The 16,515-nt window shown below is 70.1% G+C and carries 13 protein-coding genes and 2 pseudogenes; 9 read left to right on the forward strand and 6 right to left on the reverse strand.

Features of this window, described 5'->3' with window-relative positions; all coding sequences use genetic code 11:
• Nucleotides 1-20 precede the first annotated feature (20 nt).
• From K7G61_RS30505 to K7G61_RS30515, 3 genes are all read left to right on the forward strand, one after another.
• The gene (locus K7G61_RS30505) at nt 21-704 is read left to right on the forward strand and encodes a VWA domain-containing protein (protein WP_225850290.1); all 684 of its coding nucleotides are present in this window, start codon (nt 21-23) and stop codon (nt 702-704) included.
• A gap of 248 nt (nt 705-952) precedes the next feature.
• Entirely contained in the window at nt 953-1,888 is a 936-nt protein-coding gene (locus K7G61_RS30510; protein WP_225850291.1) for a protein phosphatase 2C domain-containing protein, read from the forward strand.
• Entirely contained in the window at nt 1,885-3,489 is a 1,605-nt protein-coding gene (locus tag K7G61_RS30515; RefSeq protein ID WP_225850292.1) for a hypothetical protein, read from the forward strand. Before K7G61_RS30510 ends, K7G61_RS30515 begins: the two co-directional genes overlap by 4 nt.
• 30 nt (nt 3,490-3,519) lie before the next feature.
• Here K7G61_RS30515 and K7G61_RS30520 read toward each other — a convergent pair whose 3' ends face one another.
• Together K7G61_RS30520 and K7G61_RS30525 are read right to left on the reverse strand one after the other, a co-directional pair.
• Nucleotides 3,520-4,110 (reverse strand): hypothetical protein, encoded by a 591-nt coding sequence (locus K7G61_RS30520; RefSeq protein ID WP_225850293.1) that lies wholly within the window; start codon nt 4,108-4,110, stop codon nt 3,520-3,522.
• A gap of 163 nt (nt 4,111-4,273) precedes the next feature.
• Entirely contained in the window at nt 4,274-5,386 is a 1,113-nt protein-coding gene (locus K7G61_RS30525; RefSeq protein ID WP_225850294.1) for a hypothetical protein, read from the reverse strand.
• A gap of 603 nt (nt 5,387-5,989) precedes the next feature.
• Between K7G61_RS30525 and K7G61_RS30530 the strand changes: the two genes are divergently transcribed.
• Complete coding sequence (locus K7G61_RS30530; RefSeq protein ID WP_225850295.1) at nt 5,990-6,535, forward strand: hypothetical protein; 546 nt, start codon at nt 5,990-5,992, stop codon at nt 6,533-6,535.
• 28 nt (nt 6,536-6,563) lie between these two features.
• Here the strand turns inward: K7G61_RS30530 and K7G61_RS30535 are convergent, their stop codons facing one another.
• Complete coding sequence (locus K7G61_RS30535; RefSeq protein ID WP_225850296.1) at nt 6,564-6,923, reverse strand: hypothetical protein; 360 nt, start codon at nt 6,921-6,923, stop codon at nt 6,564-6,566.
• A gap of 259 nt (nt 6,924-7,182) precedes the next feature.
• Between K7G61_RS30535 and K7G61_RS30540 the strand changes: the two genes are divergently transcribed.
• Nucleotides 7,183-9,345: a recombinase family protein gene (locus K7G61_RS30540; RefSeq protein ID WP_225850297.1), complete on the forward strand. Its 2,163-nt coding sequence runs from the start codon at nt 7,183-7,185 to the stop codon at nt 9,343-9,345.
• An 84-nt stretch (nt 9,346-9,429) separates the two neighbouring features.
• On the opposite strand, the pseudogene K7G61_RS30545 reads toward K7G61_RS30540, so the two are convergent.
• Nucleotides 9,430-10,257, reverse strand: a pseudogene (locus tag K7G61_RS30545) (IS701 family transposase); the annotation flags it as partial.
• A gap of 811 nt (nt 10,258-11,068) precedes the next feature.
• Between K7G61_RS30545 and ltrA the strand changes: the two are divergent.
• The 3 genes from ltrA (at nt 11,069) to K7G61_RS30560 (ending at nt 14,001) form a co-directional block, all read left to right on the forward strand.
• Nucleotides 11,069-12,328 (forward strand): group II intron reverse transcriptase/maturase, encoded by a 1,260-nt coding sequence (gene ltrA, locus K7G61_RS30550; RefSeq protein ID WP_225850298.1) that lies wholly within the window; start codon nt 11,069-11,071, stop codon nt 12,326-12,328.
• Between the two features lie 95 nt (nt 12,329-12,423).
• A complete protein-coding gene (locus tag K7G61_RS30555) occupies nt 12,424-12,936 on the forward strand; it encodes a hypothetical protein (protein WP_225850299.1) in 513 nt (170 codons plus the stop codon).
• A 33-nt stretch (nt 12,937-12,969) separates the two neighbouring features.
• Nucleotides 12,970-14,001 (forward strand): hypothetical protein, encoded by a 1,032-nt coding sequence (locus K7G61_RS30560; RefSeq protein ID WP_225850300.1) that lies wholly within the window; start codon nt 12,970-12,972, stop codon nt 13,999-14,001.
• 72 nt (nt 14,002-14,073) lie between these two features.
• Here the strand turns inward: K7G61_RS30560 and K7G61_RS30565 are convergent, their stop codons facing one another.
• A complete protein-coding gene (locus K7G61_RS30565; RefSeq protein WP_225850301.1) occupies nt 14,074-14,472 on the reverse strand; it encodes a hypothetical protein in 399 nt (132 codons plus the stop codon).
• A pseudogene (locus K7G61_RS30570) lies at nt 14,469-14,852 on the reverse strand (IS5/IS1182 family transposase); the annotation flags it as partial. The pseudogene K7G61_RS30570 and the gene K7G61_RS30565, both read right to left, overlap by 4 nt.
• A 105-nt stretch (nt 14,853-14,957) precedes the next feature.
• Here K7G61_RS30570 and K7G61_RS30575 point away from each other — a divergent pair.
• Nucleotides 14,958-15,746 carry a Dyp-type peroxidase gene (locus K7G61_RS30575; RefSeq protein WP_308190750.1) on the forward strand — a complete coding sequence of 263 codons (789 nt, stop codon included), beginning with the start codon at nt 14,958-14,960 and terminating at the stop codon, nt 15,744-15,746.
• Nucleotides 15,747-16,515: the final 769 nt, after the last annotated feature.

Raw genomic sequence — 16,515 nt, forward strand, 5'->3', positions numbered from 1 at the left:
CACAAGCCCCGGAGGTACCCATGTCAGCATTCACAGAGGGCGAAAAGTTCGCGATCTTCCCGGTGATCCTGGTCGTCGACGTGTCGCTGTCGATGAGCGGGCAGCCGCTGGCCGAGATCAACAAGGCGCTGCCGGCGATGCAGCAGGCGATCATCGACGACCCGACAACCGGCGAAGTGGCGCGGGTGGCGGTGGTCACGTTCTCCGACTCGGCCACCTGCGTGCTGCCGCTGTGCGACATTGCGCAGGCCCAACTGCCGTTCCTCACGGTCCAGGGCGGCACCAACTTCACCGAGGGACTGCGGATGGCCCGCGAGACGATCATCAGCGGCATCCAGGCGTACCCCAGGGGCACCAGCTACCACCAGCCAGTCGTCTTTTTCATCAGCGACGGCGAGCACAACGCCTACCAGCACTGGGGCGACGAGTTCGCCAGGCTGACCGACAAGCAGGACAAGTACGGGGCGCAGGTAGTGAGTTTCGGCTTCGGCGATGCGAACCGGGACGTCATAGCGCAGGTGTCCACCGGCAACGCGTTCTTCTCCCGGGACGTCGACCCGGCCGTGGCGGTCCGGGAGATCCTGCACACAATCCTGCGGAGCATCCGGATGACGTCCGGCACCATCCAGTCGGGCGCCTCGGCCGGCCTGGTGGTGCCGACTGACGCGGACCACTTCACGCGACTGCCCGTCAGGCAGTCCTGATGTCGCCGTTCGGCTTGTCGTGGACGCGGACGCGCACGCCGGGTACCGCCGCGACGGAGTCCGCCGATGCCGCGCCGGCCGCCGCCGGACCGCCGGATCCCGGCACTGCCCCGCGCGACGGCGGTTCACCGGTTCCGGGATCGCCGTCGCCTGCCGAGGCCAGACCGGCCCTGCCACCGGACGTCGGCAGCGTATTCGCCGAACTGCCCACCGCCGCCCCGCGCGTGGGCCACGTCCCGGGACAGGTCGTGCCACGGCTGGCACCGCTGGCCACCGGGCTGCCGAGTGTGCGGGTGGACGCCGGCCTGCTGGGCGGGCGTTGGCTGGCAGGGGCGAGCACGACCGGCCTCGGGCACCTCAAGGAGGGGACGACCGGTCAGGACGTCTACCGCTATGCCCTCGCGGACGACGGGTCCGCCCTGGTGCTCGCGGTCTGCGACGGCCTCGGCTCGCGGCCCACCACATCCCAGATCGGCTCGGCGTTTTTGGCCGCCTACGCCTGCGAGGCACTGGCCGCCGTCAGCGCCGAGCAGTTGGCCGCCGGGGCGGAGGCCGCGCTGCGCGAGGCGCTGGTGGGCGCCAACTTCCGCGCATTGCAGTACCGCAACGATGCCGAGCCCGACCTGAGCGACCGCGACCTGGCCTGCACCGTACTGCTGTGCCTGCTGCCGCTCACCGGCCCCGGCACCGCCGACGACCCGGCCGCCCACTTCCTGCGGGTCGGCGACGGCAACGCCTTCACGCTCAGCGGCGACGCATACGCCGAGGTGTTCGAGCGCGGCGACGGTCCGGCCAACGTCGTCCTCGCCTCGCTGCCTCATCCGGCGCCGGAGTCCCTGATCGAGTACACCGAGTTCCCGCTGACCGGAGTGGACGCGGTCGTTCTGGCCACCGACGGGCTGGCCACCGACGTCTTCGACTCCTCGGCCGTCCGCCGTTGGCTTGCGTCCAACTGGGAGCGGCCCTGTGGCCCGGCCCGGATGCTGGACGCGCTGCGTTACCGCCGTCAGGGCTCGCACGACGACCGTACGGCGCTGGTCGCCTGGTCCACCGGGCAGTCCGCGGCAGCGGCCGGCGCGGCAGCCGGCAGGGTCCGTGGCCCGGTACCGTCCGCCCCGGACGTGACCCCCGCGGAGTCGGGGACGCAGGCCGTGGCCGACCCGGATCCGGGAGCCGGCGGATGAAACAACTGACCGGTACGACGGGACTGCGCTATGCGGTCTCGGACGACTTGCTCGGCTCGGGCGGTGAGGCGAAGCTGTACCGCTGCACCGACGCGCGCGGCAATGCCCGCGTCTACAAGAAGTACGAGAAGCCGGGCGGACGGGAGACAGCCGCCCGGCTGGGCAAACTCCAGCGGATCGGTCTGGACATCGTGCAGTCCGCTGAGCGGTCCCGGACGTTCGCCGACTCCCCCAGTTCGTCGATCAACTGGCCGATCGACCTGGTGCAGGACACACGGGGGCGGGTCGACGGGGTGATCCTGCCGCTGATCCCCGCCCAATTCATGCAGCCGTCGCGCCCGGCCAGGACGCTGGACTTCCTCACCCTGGCGCGGTCCGTCCCACCGCCCCCGGATGCCAAGGTGCGTGTCGGCGTACTGATCCGGCTGTGCAACATCATCGGTTACCTGCAGTCGCAGCACCTGGTGCACGGCGACGTGTCCGCGAAGAACATCGTGTGGAGCGCCGACCCGCCGCAGGTGTACCTGATCGACTGCGACGGTCTCCAGCCCTTCCACCCGGCCCCCACGAAGGGCGTGGTCACCATCGGCTGGGAGGATCCGCGCACGGTCCGCAAGGAGATCCCGGCGCACGACCAGTACAGCGACCGCTACGCGCTGGCCCTCGCCCTGTACCGAGGGCTGTTCCTCAACCCGGGAAGGCTGGCGTACCGGAATGACGGTAGCTGGCCGAAGCCGGCGGCCTTCCCGCCCGGCCTCGACCCAGGGCTGCGCCGGCTCTTCGGACGGGCACTGGACGACCCGCGCGCCACCGACACCAGACCCACTGCCAACGAGTGGGTCGCGGCTTTGACCAGTGCGTTCATCAGCGGCAGCGGCTACCGGCAGCGAGCGCTCGCCGTGCTGGACGCGCACGCGCAGGAGCACCGCGACGCGTACGCGAGGTCGGCGCGGCAAACAGTAACTCTCACCGGGGGACCGGCCGCGGCCATCGCGCCGAATCCCGTCCCTTCACCGGGCGCCGCGGCGCCCACCCGCGGGCGCGTCCGCACCCCGCAGACCCTGGTCGTGCCGCAGGGCACGCGGCCGGCGCCGACGACAGCGCCGCGCGCGCCCCAGAAGTTCCACCCGCTGCCGCAGCCCCCTCCGAAGCGCAAGCGCAACGTGGCGGCCTGGGTGCTGGTGCCGCTGGTCCTGCTGGCCGCCGGAGGCACGGGCACCGTGTGGTTTGAGCACCACCAGCGGCAGACCTCCACGCGGCAAGAGGCGCCCCCGTCGGCACCGCCGTCGGTGACAGCCTGCCCCACGACGGTGACCTCCCACCTGCCTGCCGACCGGCGGCAGGGAGCGATCCTCCTGCACCACTACCTCACCCGGCTGCACGACATCACCTTGTGCACGACCAGCGACGGCGCCATCTACTACCACGGCGAGGTACGCGACAAGCCGCAGCTCGGCAGCATCACGGTGCTCGCCGAGCGCACCGCCACCGGCTACGTCGCGCGGAACCAGGGCTACACGTACACGATCCACGGTTCGCAGGTCACCGTGGGCCTGCCCGACCGCAAGAGCGCCAGCTACGCGCTCGTCCCGGCGGGTTGAGCGCGTACGGTGTCGAGCCGGCCCGTGCGGTCAGCGGGCCGGAGCGGCGATCCCCGGGCCGGGTTCCAGTCCAGGACCCGGGCCCGGCTCCAGCCCCGGGACCAGCCCCAGGTCGGAACGCAGGCTGGTGCGCAGCTCGGTGAGGCGTGTCCAGCACCGCCGGATCTCCGCCTCGGCGGCCTCGACGGCCGTGCCGTCCGGATCCGGTGTGAGCCGCATCAGTGAGCCGTAGAGCGCCCCGAGTGTCCGGTTGGCTGTCCGCAGGGCTTCAAGGACGGGTGCGGGCACGGTCATCTGCGCCTGCGCGTAGGTGTTCCGGTACGCGGCCCGCACGGTGTGCAGCACATTGGCCGCTTCGCCCGGGTCGGCGCCGCGCCGCAGCACGTGGCAGTAGTCGGACAGCGCGGTCAGATACTGCCGGGCCGCAGCATTCAGCTCCGCGTACTGTGCGGTACGCACCTCGCGTAGGCGGTGGCGCTCGCGTTCCGCCGACCGCAGGTCGCTGTGGTCCCGGTCCGCACGGTGCGTCCGCTCGGCCTGGCGGTACGTCAGCAGCGCCGACGCCAGGGTCCCGATGATTCCGACCGAGCCCACCACCAGGGCCGCCGTACCCTCTCCCATGGCCTTGTCCCCTCGTCACGGGGGCCGTGCGTCCCCCTTGAGTCTTTTGCCCGGGACGGCGGTACGGCACCGGGTACCGTCCGGGCCGGTCGGGGACGGCATCCGGGCAGCGACCGGGTGCAGGTGCGGACAGCGATGCTGTGCGAAGCGGGAGCCGGCGCGGTCAGCGGCCCGGCGACGGCCCGTACCCGGCCAGGACATCAACGACCAGGCCGGCGTTCTCCCAGCGGCGCGTGACCAGGTGGACATCCCAGGACGGGTTTTCGGCAAGCGCCGGGCCCAACGCGGCGAGCATTCTGCGGAGGCTGTCCTCCGGCGCCAGCCCGCCACGGCCGGCCCCGAGCAACGGCAGGCACAGCGAGCGCAACGGCGGTTCGAACGCGTTCTGTTCGGCCGCCGCACACGTGAAGACCCGGGTCACGGCAGTCTCCACCGCTCCGGGCGGGACCTCGTATCCTTCGCCGGCGCGCGGGGTGACGACCGCCGCGTGGTAGATCCGGCGGACCGAGCGGGCGGCGAGGGCGCCGGACGTGGTGGCCACCACCGTGCCGGGAGCGACCGGCAGGCCCGGTGAGGCGAATCTGACCAGCCAGTTGTGGAGTTCCGCCGCCACCAGGTCCTCAAGGATCCCGCCCGCCGCGTCCCGCCGGGCCCCCGCCCGGCGCAGACTGCCGGAGGTCGTGGGACGGAAGGTGCGGGACATCTCCAGGTAGGTGTTCTCCGATGCCACCAACACGTCGATGCCGCTGAGCAGTTCGATGGAGGTGGTGTGCACGGTGAGCGGGACGGTGCCGTGCGCGAAGCCGACCCGCACGGTCTGCGGTGACAAAGGCGGGCGGCTCGACGGCTGCTGCGTGGCCGTGGCCCGGTGGGCCCGGCACAGGCTGAGAACGGCCTCCGCCGTCTGCTCGACGACCAGCTTTTCCTGATGTTTGCGAAAGTGCTCGGTGCCGACGCCGAAGCACCTGGCGGCCTCCCGCCGCCGGTCCTGCGCGTACCAGTCCTTGGTGCCGTGCCCCACACCGAAGGTGAACTCGGCCGCGCGGCGCAGCGCTTCCCCGCTCAGTTCACCGACTGCCGCGCCCAGCAGCTTCTCCACCGCTTCCGGAGGCACCTCGTGGTCCGAGGCGAATCCGCAGGCGACCGCCGCCGAGCGGAGCGCCGGCAACTGCAGCCTGCGCAGCCGTAACAGACCGTTGACCCGTACCGAGTTCAGCTCCGAGACGAGATCCGGGAGCGCGGCGGCGCCGGACTCGGCACCGGGAACGAGGCTCATCACCCCAGCATGCCACTGCGGCGTGGCGGCATCCCGGCCTTCAGGGCACTGTCGAGGCGGAACTCGCGGACTCCGGGTGGTGCGCCTCCGGTTTGCCCTGCTGCGATCCAGGCGGGCGGTCGGGCATCGTTCGCGTGGCCTTCCGGTGCTGGGGGCGGTCTCGGGACCGGCTCTTGGCGGCCTCACACGTGGTACGCCCGCGCGCCGTGAACACCGCCACCGTTGTGAGGCCAGTGGTGTCGACGAGGGTCCGGCGGACGCCCGCGTGGTGAGGAGCAGGCCGTTACGGACCGCGTCTTCCCGCCGCTCGGAACGGTGCCCGCCCCGTCGACGGGGGTGGTGCAGATGGGCTGTCGGTGCGTCAACTGTCAATGGTGAGACCTTTGTTGACCGAGTGACGCATGGATGTCATGATGCAGCGGGTCGAGCGAGAAAAGATATGATCTTTATTGATCGGTTCCCAGCAGAGTCGCCGTCGAAGCAGCGCAACAGGCGCACGGTTGAACGGCCTCTGCGTCGCCGTGGAGCACGTCCACCGACCAGGTTCCGCGGCCACGCCTGCTCGTCCCTGCCGCGTGCATCGCCGAACGGAGGTCGACGCTGTTGTCCGTCGACGAGATGACCAAGCTGCCGGGTGTGGAGCGGATTCGCACCCAGGACCCGAACAACCACCTGCACTGTCGAAAGACCCAGCTCCTGGCGTACGTCGGCGGCCTGACACCGTGGTCCGACCTGCTGATGTACGGGGCGCTGGGCTCCACCTCGGCCATCCACCGCCACTGCTACCTGGGCGGCCGGGACCGCTGGGCGTTCGAGACCCCGTACGTGACCGACGACGACCTGCGCCTGCTGGGGTTCGAGGTGCTGCCGGCCGGAGCCGCGGACGACCTGGCCCGGTTGGAGTCGGGCCTCCCCCGGTTGGAGTCGGGCCTCACCCAGTACCTGGCCGCCGGACAGCCCGTGCTCTTCTACGCGCCCCGGCACCATTTCCCGTACTGGATGGACTTCATGCGCCGCGTCGGCACGCTCCCCGAGGAGTACGGGCTGCTGCACTCGTTCCTCGTCTGCGGGGCGAGCAGCACTCAGGTACTGCTGGTCGACAACGTCGCCGACGACCACGAGTACTTCGCACTGACACGGCAGCTGTAGTTCTTGATCGGTGAGGTATCGCTGCTGGTCAGGTCGTCGCAGCGGCGGTGATGTTGTTCCATCTTTGGTGGGCCTGGGCGGCTTGGTGTTGGTGGTGGCGGCGCCAGGCGGACCAGTGCAGGAGGTGGTCGCGGTCGCGTCGGGGGTGGGGCAGGGCAGTGATCCGTAGCAGGCGGAGCAGTTCGCGGCCGCTGGCTGGGGCGAGTTCGCCGCCGGTGGTGGCCATGGTGGCAGTGCGGGCGCGGGCGATCGCGAGGACGGCTGCGGCGAGCATGCTGATCAGGGTCCAGCGCATCCAGGAGTTCCAGCAGGTGGTCTGGCCCTGGTCGAGGCCGCAGACGCCCTTTGTCAGCTGGAAGTCTTCCTCAGTCCGCCACCCGTAAAGCACCCGAAGGCGGTTCGAGTTCCTGTGGGTTGGCGATACTCCAGGTAGAGGCCCTGCTGCGGCTGGGCGAGTTGGTGACGCGGCTGCGGGGCCGTGTGGATATGGCGGGGGGTGACGACCGGTGTCCGGGCCTGACGGACCTCCCCCTTGAGCTTGGTGTGGACGGCGCTTCCCGCGGACAGGCGGGCGTTGGCCGTGCGGATGCTGGCGGCGTGGGCGAGCCGGGCGGCGAGTTCCGAACGCCGGGAGAGGAGCGGGAAGAGTGAGCGGCTCCTTCCTTCTTCCGTGGGGCCAGTCGCAGGACAAGATCCGGGCTGAGCACCGGGACCGCACCGCCCTGGTCTACGTGCGGCAGTCCAGTCGGCAGCAGGTGATCGAGCACTCGGAGTCGACGCGCCTGCAGTACCGGTTGGTGGAGCGGGCGGTCGCGCTGGGATGGGCCCGCTCGCGGGTCGAGCTGATCGACGACGACCTCGGGCAGTCCGCGGCCACGGCCGACACGCGGCCAGGCTTCGCGAAGCTGGTCACCGAGGTGACCATGGGCCGGGTCGGCCTGGTGCTGGGAATCGAGATGTCCCGGCTTGCCCGCACCGGCCGCGACTGGCACCAGCTGATCGAGCTGTGCTCGCTCTCTGGCGCCCTGCTGGCCGACCTCGACGGCGTCTACGACCCGTCCTACTACAACGACAGACTGCTGCTCGGCCTGAAGGGCACCATGCCGGAGGCCGAGCTCTACCTCATCCGCCAGCGTATGGAGGGCGGGAAGCGTGCGAAGGCAGAACGAGGTGAGCTCGCCCTGCGCCCGCCGATCGGCTACTGGCGCCGGCCCTCAGGCGAGACCGTCCTGGAACCCGACGAGCAGGCCCGCACCGTGGTCCGGCTGATCTTCGACACCTTCGCCCGCGTCGGCACCATCAACGGCGTCCTGCGCCACCTCGTCGCGCACGGCGTCCAGATGCCGGTCCGTTCCGCGTCCGGCCTCGACAAGGGCGACCTGACCTGGCGCCGCCCCACCCGCGAGACTCTGCAGATCATGCTGCACAACCCGGTCTATGCCGGGTACTACGCCTATGGGCGCAGGCAGACCGAGACGCGCCGCAAGAAGCCGGGACGGCCCTCGACCGGGCGGGTGGTGACTGCGATGGACCAGTGGCACGTACTGCTGCCCGACCGGCTGCCCGCCTACATCACCGCCGAGCAGTACCACGCGAACCTGGCCCGGCTGGACGCCAACCGGCAGACCTCGACGCATTCCGGGACGCCGCGGGGCGGAGCGGCCCTGCTCGCCGGGCTGCTGCGCTGCGGCAAGTGCGGCCACCGCATGGCCTCGCACTACCACCACCACGCGGCCCATCCGGTCACGCACAACTACTCGTGCGCCTTCTTCCCCGTCAACTACGGAACCGGCGAACGCTGCCAGACCGTCGCCGGGCCCGTCCTGGACCGCCACATCACGGCCCAGCTCATGGAAGCCGTCGCCCCCGCTGCTTTGGAGGTCTCCCTCAAAGCCGCCGAGCAGGCCGAGGCCGAGCGCGCCGTCCTCGACACCCTGTGGCGCCAGCGCCTGGAGCGGACCCGCATCACCGCTGACCGCGCCCGACGCCAGTACCAGCTCGCGGAACCCGAGAACCGCCTCGTCGTACGCCAGCTGGAGAAGGACTGGGAGGAGGCACTTGCCGATCAGGCCCGACTGGAGGACGAGTACGCCCGCTTCACCGAGGCACGTCCCGCCCGGCTCGACGACACCGAACGGCACGTCATCCGGCGCCTGGCCGCAGATCTGCCCGGCTTGTGGTCGGACCCGCGTGTCACCCAGGCCGAGCGCAAGGAACTCCTGCGCATCCTGGTCGAGGCCGTCACCGTGTCCGTCGTCGGCGACAGCGAACTGGTCGACGTCACCATCACCTGGGCCGGCGGTCATCAGACCCACAGCCAAGCCGTCCGCCCCGTCCAGCGCTACGACCAGCTCTCATACTTCCCCCGGATGCTCGAACGCCTCGATGAACTCGCCCGCCAGGGCCTGAACGTCGGACAGATCGCCCGCCAACTCAACGCCGAAGCCTTCCGCCCACCCAAGCGGACCAGCCGCTTCACCACCGAACTGGTCGGAAAGCTCCTTGCCCGGCACGCGATCCGCACTCCCGGCCGCCGCCGCAGCCCAGCCCCCGAGCCTGGCCCGGACCAGTGGACCGTCCGAACCCTCGCAGACGAACTCGCCATGCCCACCGACACCGTCTTCACCTGGATCTACCGCGGCTGGCTCACCGCCGCGAAGCCCCCTGGCGCCCGCTCTTGGATCATCAGCGCCGACGCCGACGAACTGCGCAGACTCCGCGAACTGCGCTCGCTCCCCCGCGGCCACCACGCACGCCAGCGATGGCAGGCACCCGTCCGCCCCCAACAACCCGACAAGGAGGCCCCATGAAGAAACCACCGGACATGGGGTGCACTCCGAGTGGCGCACCTCCACCCGCCACCGGCAGCACACCACGCCCACAAGATCGGCCAGGGTGACCGGCGTGGCCGAGTGGCAGCGGTAGTAGGAGAGTTCGCGGGTGTAGCGGTGGCGGCGGACCAGGACGAGGGAGTGTCCGGGCTCGTTGCCGTCGGGGGTGTCGTCGGGGTGGATGTCGAGCATGGCCCAGTCGTAGTGGCGGTCGCCCTTGAGGCCGTGGCCGGTGCGCATCCGCATCCAGTTCGTCTTCGGGACGCGGGTGGCCAGGTCGGTAACGGTCAGGCGGCCGATCCGGGTGTCCACGCGGTGGTCGGCGCGGACCGCGAGGGCGTAGTCGAAGCCGAGGCCGCGGGCGGCCTGTCGCAGTTCGCGGCTGCCGTAGACCTCGTCGCCGGCCAGCCACCGGGCCGGTATGCCCAGATCGCGGGCGCGCTGGAGCATGACGGCGGCGAGCTGGGGCTTGGTGGCGAAGATGATCTCGTCGGGCACGTGGGTGAGCAGGCGGCGTTCTTCGTCGGCGGCCCATTGCCTGCCGAAGTACAGGATCCGGTCGATGGGGGCGTGTCCGTGCGGGGAGGCGTAGGTGAGGTGGACGGCGACCTGGCACAGGCCGATCCCGCCGAGTGCCCCGGAGTACTGGTGGGCGGCGCCGACGCAGTCGGTGGAGGACTTCTCGTCGCCGGTCTCGTCCACGATCAACACCGCTTGGGGATCCGCGAGCTCACTCGCGGTCCAGGTCGCGATGCGGTCCCGGGCCAGGTCGTGGTCGATGACGGCGCGGGACAGAAAGTGCTGCAGCCGGTGCGGACCGCGATGCCCGAGCGCCTCGGCCAGGGTCCAGCAGTTGCGGGTGTCCAGCTCCATCAGCATCGCCTCGCACATTTCCCGGGCCAGGCCGCGCGGCCCCGGTCGCTCAAAACAGTCCGCGATCTTGGAGGTCACCGCCCCCAGCGCCGTCACCCATGCCTGCTCGGCTATCGTGGCCTCCACGGCCACCTGGTTCTGACGAGTCTTCACAAACCGCCATGATCACGGTGGCCGTACCCATGCCCGCGGGCACCCCCGGCGTCGGCTGACCAGCAGCGATACCGCAGGGATCAAGAACTACAGCTGCCGGTGTGCCACGAACGCAGAGAGGATGCCCGTGATGTAGGAGATCGAGCACCTTGATGCGGTGCTGTGTGAGAGATGAGGGAAGGCCCCTCGGAGTCGCTCTGCGGGGGGAGGCTCCAAACCACCGCATGCTGCGTTGGCTGAAGACCGTCGTGGTGAGCGATGCGGAAAAGGCGCCCAGGAGGCGTCAGGTGGGGACCGCGAAGACGACCGTTGTTGAAGTGTCGAAATGTAGTCAGAAGGCGTCGAAACCCGGGCGATTCGGCAGTGTTCGGGGACAAGCCTGGCGGGAGCCCGCCGACTGGCCAGGCGGCGTCCGGCATGAAGACGGCGTGAGCGTGGTCTGCCGCTCTCGCACGGAATGTGGGAAGGCGCATCTGGCGTGGTCGCGTGCAGCAGCGCGGCCGACCGGGAGTGCCCGAGCCGGGAATACCCCGTAGGGACTTCGAGTACCGGGCCGGATGCGCTGGCGGACCGGCGCGTAGTAGCGGTGATGCCCCTGCAATGGGGGCGGAGCGAAGGGGCCGGGTCGTTCGTGGCTGTTGTTCGTTTGGTCAACCAGAGCTCTGGGAGGAGCCCGATGGACCAGCTGAAAGTATCTGGCAAGCCGTTCGACATCTCCAAGCAGGAGGTGTGGGACGCCTGGTTGAAGGTGAAGGGCAATCAGGGAGGGCCGGGGGTGGACGGGCAGTCGATCGAGGAGTTCGAGAAGGATCTGCGGGGAAACCTGTACAAGGTCTGGAACCGGATGTCCTCGGGGACCTACTTCCCGCCTCCGGTCAAGGCGGTGGAGATCCCGAAAGCGCATGGTGCTGCTGGTGTCCGTGTGCTCGGAGTGCCCACTGTCGCCGATCGGGTGGCGCAGACGGTGGTAGCCGCGCATCTGGAGAGACGGGTGGAGCCGGTGTTCCATCCTGACTCCTACGGCTACCGCCCGAACCGCTCGGCGCTGGACGCGGTCGAGGTCTGCCGACGACGTTGCTGGGAGTACAACTGGGTGATCGATCTCGACATCCGGAAGTTCTTCGACAGCGTGCGGTGGGACTTGGTCGTCAAGGCCGTCGAGGCGCACACCGATGCCCGCTGGGTCGTGCTGTATGTGAAGCGGTGGCTGGCCGCTCCGCTGCACCTGCCTGACGGGACCTTGCAGGCGAGAGACCGGGGAACCCCACAGGGATCATCGGTCTCACCCGTCCTGGCGAACCTGTTCATGCATTATGCGTTCGATACGTGGCTGACCCGGGAGTTCCCCGCGGTCGCCTTCGAACGCTACGCGGACGACGCAGTGATCCACTGCGTCACCGAGGGGCAGGCCAGGCGTGTCCTGGCGGCCCTGCACGAGCGGATGGCCCAGGTCGGACTGGAGCTGCACGCGGACAAGACGAAGGTGGTGTACTGCAAGGACAGCAACCGGCGCGGGGACTTCACGCAGGTGGCGTTCACGTTCCTGGGGTTCACCTTCCGTCCGCGCAAGGCGCGCCGGAAGGACGGGGTGCAGTTCACCGGGTTCCAGCCGGCGGTCAGCAAGGAGGCCCTGAAGAAGATGGGCGCGACAGTGCGGTCCTGGCGGCTGCACCTGCGCGTCTCCAGCTCGGAAGCGGACCTCGCACGGTGGATCAACCCGATCGTGCGGGGGTGGATGGCCTATTACGGGTCCTTCTACCGCCAAGGGCTGGCGCCCTTGCTCCACCGCATCAACACCTACCTACTGCGGTGGATCATGAACAAGTACAAGAGACTGCGGAGCTGGAAGAAGGCCGTCCGCGCGATGCGCGACGCGATTGCTCGGCAGCCTCGGTACTTCGCGCACTGGACCTGGGTGAAACCGGCTGTCACGTGACGAGAACGACAAGAGCCGTATGACGGGAGACTGTCACGTACGGATCTGTGGGAGCCCGAGGGTGAGATCCCCTCGGGCTACCCGACTGACTGACCGTGGACTGGGACGTGCTGCGTGAGGGCTATGCCCGCGAGCCCGACCGCTGGTTCCTGGGCTGTGTGACGGTCCGCCAGGTGTCCGAGCCCGACCGGGACGGCTTCGAGGCCGCGTACCGCGAGTTCGCCGACGGCTTCCGCGACGGATTCGAGCTGTACGACGTCATCGCCGACAATCTCGTCCTGGAGCGCAGGTCGGCCGCCGCCTACCGTGCGCCCGGCATCAACAGCCTGGCGCTGCTGGCCGGTTCGCGGACGCTGTTCCGCCGGTTCCTCGAGCACACCGGGCACGGCGAGCCGGTGCGCACCGCGTACGACCGCATCGCGCGACTGGCCACCGGCCTGTCGGACCGGGCCACCGCCTTCCAGGCCGGGCTGCCCGGACCCCCGGCGGACCGCATCCGCCGGGGCCTGGCCCACCTGCGGCAGCTCGAACAGCAGGCCGCGCGCCTCCTCGTCGACGAGGTGGCCACCCTCCCCACGATCCTGCCGGCGCCGGCCGACGGCCGGTAGCAGCCGACCACCGGGACCACACACGTGCGAATCATGTATCTGTTCAGCGGCATGGCGGGGATACAGGGGCCGCCGCTGGCCGCACTGCGAGCGCTGTACGCGCGGCCGCAGAACGCCCCCTATTTCACCGCCGCGGCCGACGCGGTGGCCCGCGCGCTGGACCACGTGGGCGCGGACGCGTACCGCCGTGAACTGCCCGGCGGCATCCCGCTGGCCGCCTGGCTGCGAGGGACGGAACCGGACGCCGGCGCCCTGGACCACTCCATTGTGGACGGTCTGTGCGCACTCATCTACCAACTGTGCCTGCTGCAACCGCCGATCGGCGGCGCCGGCGCCGACCGGCCCGCACCGGTGGCTGCCATCGGCCACAGCCTGGGCCTGACCGGCGCGATGGTCGCCGGGATGCGCACGACCAGCCGCCGTGAGCACACGGCGCTGTCCCACGACCTGATCGCGATGACCGCCCTCACGCTGATCCACTGCCATCAACCGGCCCCGCCGTCCCCGGGCCCGGCCACACCGATGGCGGCTGTGACGGGCATGCCGACCGCGGAAGTACGGGACCTGGTCGCGGGCTCACCCGTGCACCTGGCGCTCGCCAACTCCGGCCGCTCACACGTGCTCGCCGGCCGCCCGGACGACCTCGCCGGACTGCGGGTGCGCCACGCGCGGCGGCTGGCCGAGCCCGGGGTGCGCTGGACGTACCTGCGCAGCACCGCCCCGTTCCACACACCGCTGCTGGAACCGGCGGTGCGCGCGGCACTGGCGGACCGGCACCTCATGACCTCCCCGCTGACCGGTGACCGGCTCGCCGTGCCGGTGTACGTCGCCGACCCGCCGGTCAACCTCCAGGACCGTGACGACCTGCTGCCGGACCTCCTCGCCTACTCGATCAGCCGCCCATTGGACTGGCCCGGCACGGTCCGCGCGGCCCTCGACGGCAGCCGGCCCGACCGGATCGTCGACTTCGGCCCGGGCCCGTCGGCCCGGGTCTTCACCCGGGAGACCCTGCGCGGCAGCGACAGCGGCCTGCGCTACCGCAGCGTCCCGGCGCCGACGGCCTGAGTGGGCGGTTTGTAAGGTGATGTCTGTTTCTGGCTGAGGTTGCGGCAAGGCCGCTGGTGGAGGTTCCGTCGGCTATTGCTTCCGGGTGAAGTTGCCGGTGTCGGCCTCGGTGAGGATCCCGAGTTTGACCAGGCGTTTGAGCTTGGCGCGGGTGCCTTCAACGTTCTTGGGCTCCAGCTCGTGGCCGAGGGCTGCGCAGACGTCCTTGGCCCGTAGCGGGCCGGTGGCGTGGTTGAAGGCGGTGAGGATGCGGGGGTAGTCCGGGTGGTCGGGCAGGTCCGGCGCGACGGCCGGGAGCCGGTCGGCAAGGCCGGTGAGGATCTTGCGGGTGATCGTGAGGTGCTCCAGGTGCGTCTCGGCCTCCCGCAGCCGGGTCTGCAGGTCGTCGATCTGTGCGCGGAGGTCGTCGGCCAGGGCTCGGGCGGCGTCTTCCTGGAGGTCCAAGGCGTCGAGCAGGGGCTGGATGTTCACGCTGCCGCCTCCTGCGCCGTGCGCCAGGTGGGGGCGTTCGCGCCGGTGAGGCGGCGGGTCATGACGTGGGTCATCGCCCAGTAGACGCGGGAGGCGGAGGAGGAGGGGCGGTGTTCGTAGTCGCGGACCAGACGCCGGTGCAGTATCAGGATTCCGTAGGTCTGCTCGACCCTCCAGCGCTTGGGCTGTGGCACGAACCCCTTGTCCTGCGGGTTGCGGGCGACGATTTCGACGTCGATGCCCAGGCCGGCGCCGTGCGCGACGACCTGGTTCTTGAAGCCCTGGTCGACCAGGGCTTTGCGGACGCTGTGGCCGGTGTGCTCGGCGACCCGGTTCAGCAGGACGATGCCCGCGGTGTTGTCGTGGGTGTTCGCGGTGACCGTGCCGCCGCGGCTGCCGGCCTCCGCAGACTCTACACAGCAGTCGGAGGACCTGGCGGAATTGCGGAGTTCGGCCTGGGGCTTGCAGCGTCCTTCTTCGACGCGGTGGGGCTGGCCGGGCGGCGCCCCAGGAACCTCACCAGGATGCCGACTTTTCCCGGGGATCTGCTGGATCCCGGGGCGACCCATGGTGACATCCTGCTCTACGTGGCCGCGCCCACCGCCGCCAAGGTGGAAGCGGGTGAGCGCGCGCTGAGAGCGGTCGTGCCGGACTGGGCACCACGCTGGCGCGCGCTGATGCGGCGCGACGACAACCACATGGCTTACGGCCGTCCGGCCAGCCGCAACGGCTTGGGCTACACAGAAGGCCTGGGCAACCCAGGCACCTCCGCTCAGCTCGCCGATGCCGCGCTGGTCGCCCCCGGCGACGGGGAACCCGGCTGGGCCGTGGGCGGCAGTTACCAAGTGGTGCGGCGGATCCGGCTGGCCATCGAACGCTGGAAAGACCACCGGCAGACCGACCGGGACCGGATCATCGGCCGCCGCCCCGACGGCACCTGGCTCGACGGCCGCTCGGCCGACGCCCGCCCGGACTTCACCGCCGACCCACTCGGCCGCACCACTCCGCTGGACGCCCACGTCCGACTGGCCAACCCTGCCGCCCAGCACGGCACCCCCGCGCCCCTCGTACGCCGCAGCTACTCCTCGGCCGCCCCCTCGGACGGCCACGGACTGGTCTTCATCTGCTACCAGCGCAGCCTCGCCAACGGCTTCACGGCGGTCCAGCACCGGCTGGCAGGTGAAGCCCTGGCCGACTACCTCCTGACCACCGGCGGCGGCTACTGGTTCACTCCGCGCCCGGACCCCTCCTGGCTGGGCCAGCTCTTCGCCTGATCACCGGGGCGCCACTGGCTGCTGCCCCTGGGGCAACGAGTGGCACGCGCCCCGAGATCACCGGCACCGTCTTCGAGGCCCCTGAACCGCCTCCCCGACAGCACTGCGCAACCCAGCAGCGAGCAGGGCGCGGCCGCCGGGGCCTCGGCCACGCTTCGCAGGTAGTTACCTGGATTAGCCGGGCGGATGCCAGCCAACGTCGAGGGCGCCGCCGGCATGTCGTGACAGCAGGCGGCGCGGCGTAGTGTCCAGGGGTTCGCGTTCCGGAAGGGGCTCTGCCGCGTGGTGGGGACGGATTCCGCGAGGGAGCCCGGAGCGAATATTTGGCTGAAATTGTGTGGCCGAGGTATGGCGGACCAGTTCTGGCGCGCGGAATCGAAGTGTTGATGCCGTGGCGTATCAGCCATGCAGTGTTCGTGAACGAAATTCCGTTTGCGCTCCGGACCTTAGCTGCTAGTCATTCCGGTTCGCTCTCTTCTTGACTGGACGTGGTACGTGGGTGCTCCGGGTGGCATGGCCGCTACCTGCGGAGACTCTTCCGCCGGAGGGATTTGCGGGTTATGTCGATTTCCCCGTGGTCCTGGTGAACGGATGGCGAATAAAAGTGTCTGTGATCGGTCCGGTGTTTGATCGGTGCATCGGCGGTCAATGATCCATCCGTTTGCCGTCGTCAATGGTGGGGGGATGGAATGCTCAGGCATGCCCGGCATGCGTTGTTAGTGATCTTGACGTTGGGGCTTTTGGCTGCTGGGGTGTCGCCGTCGTGGGC

Origin of the sequence: Streptomyces sp. HPF1205, from assembly GCF_020400825.1 — a bacterium.
GTDB lineage: Bacteria > Actinomycetota > Actinomycetes > Streptomycetales > Streptomycetaceae > Actinacidiphila.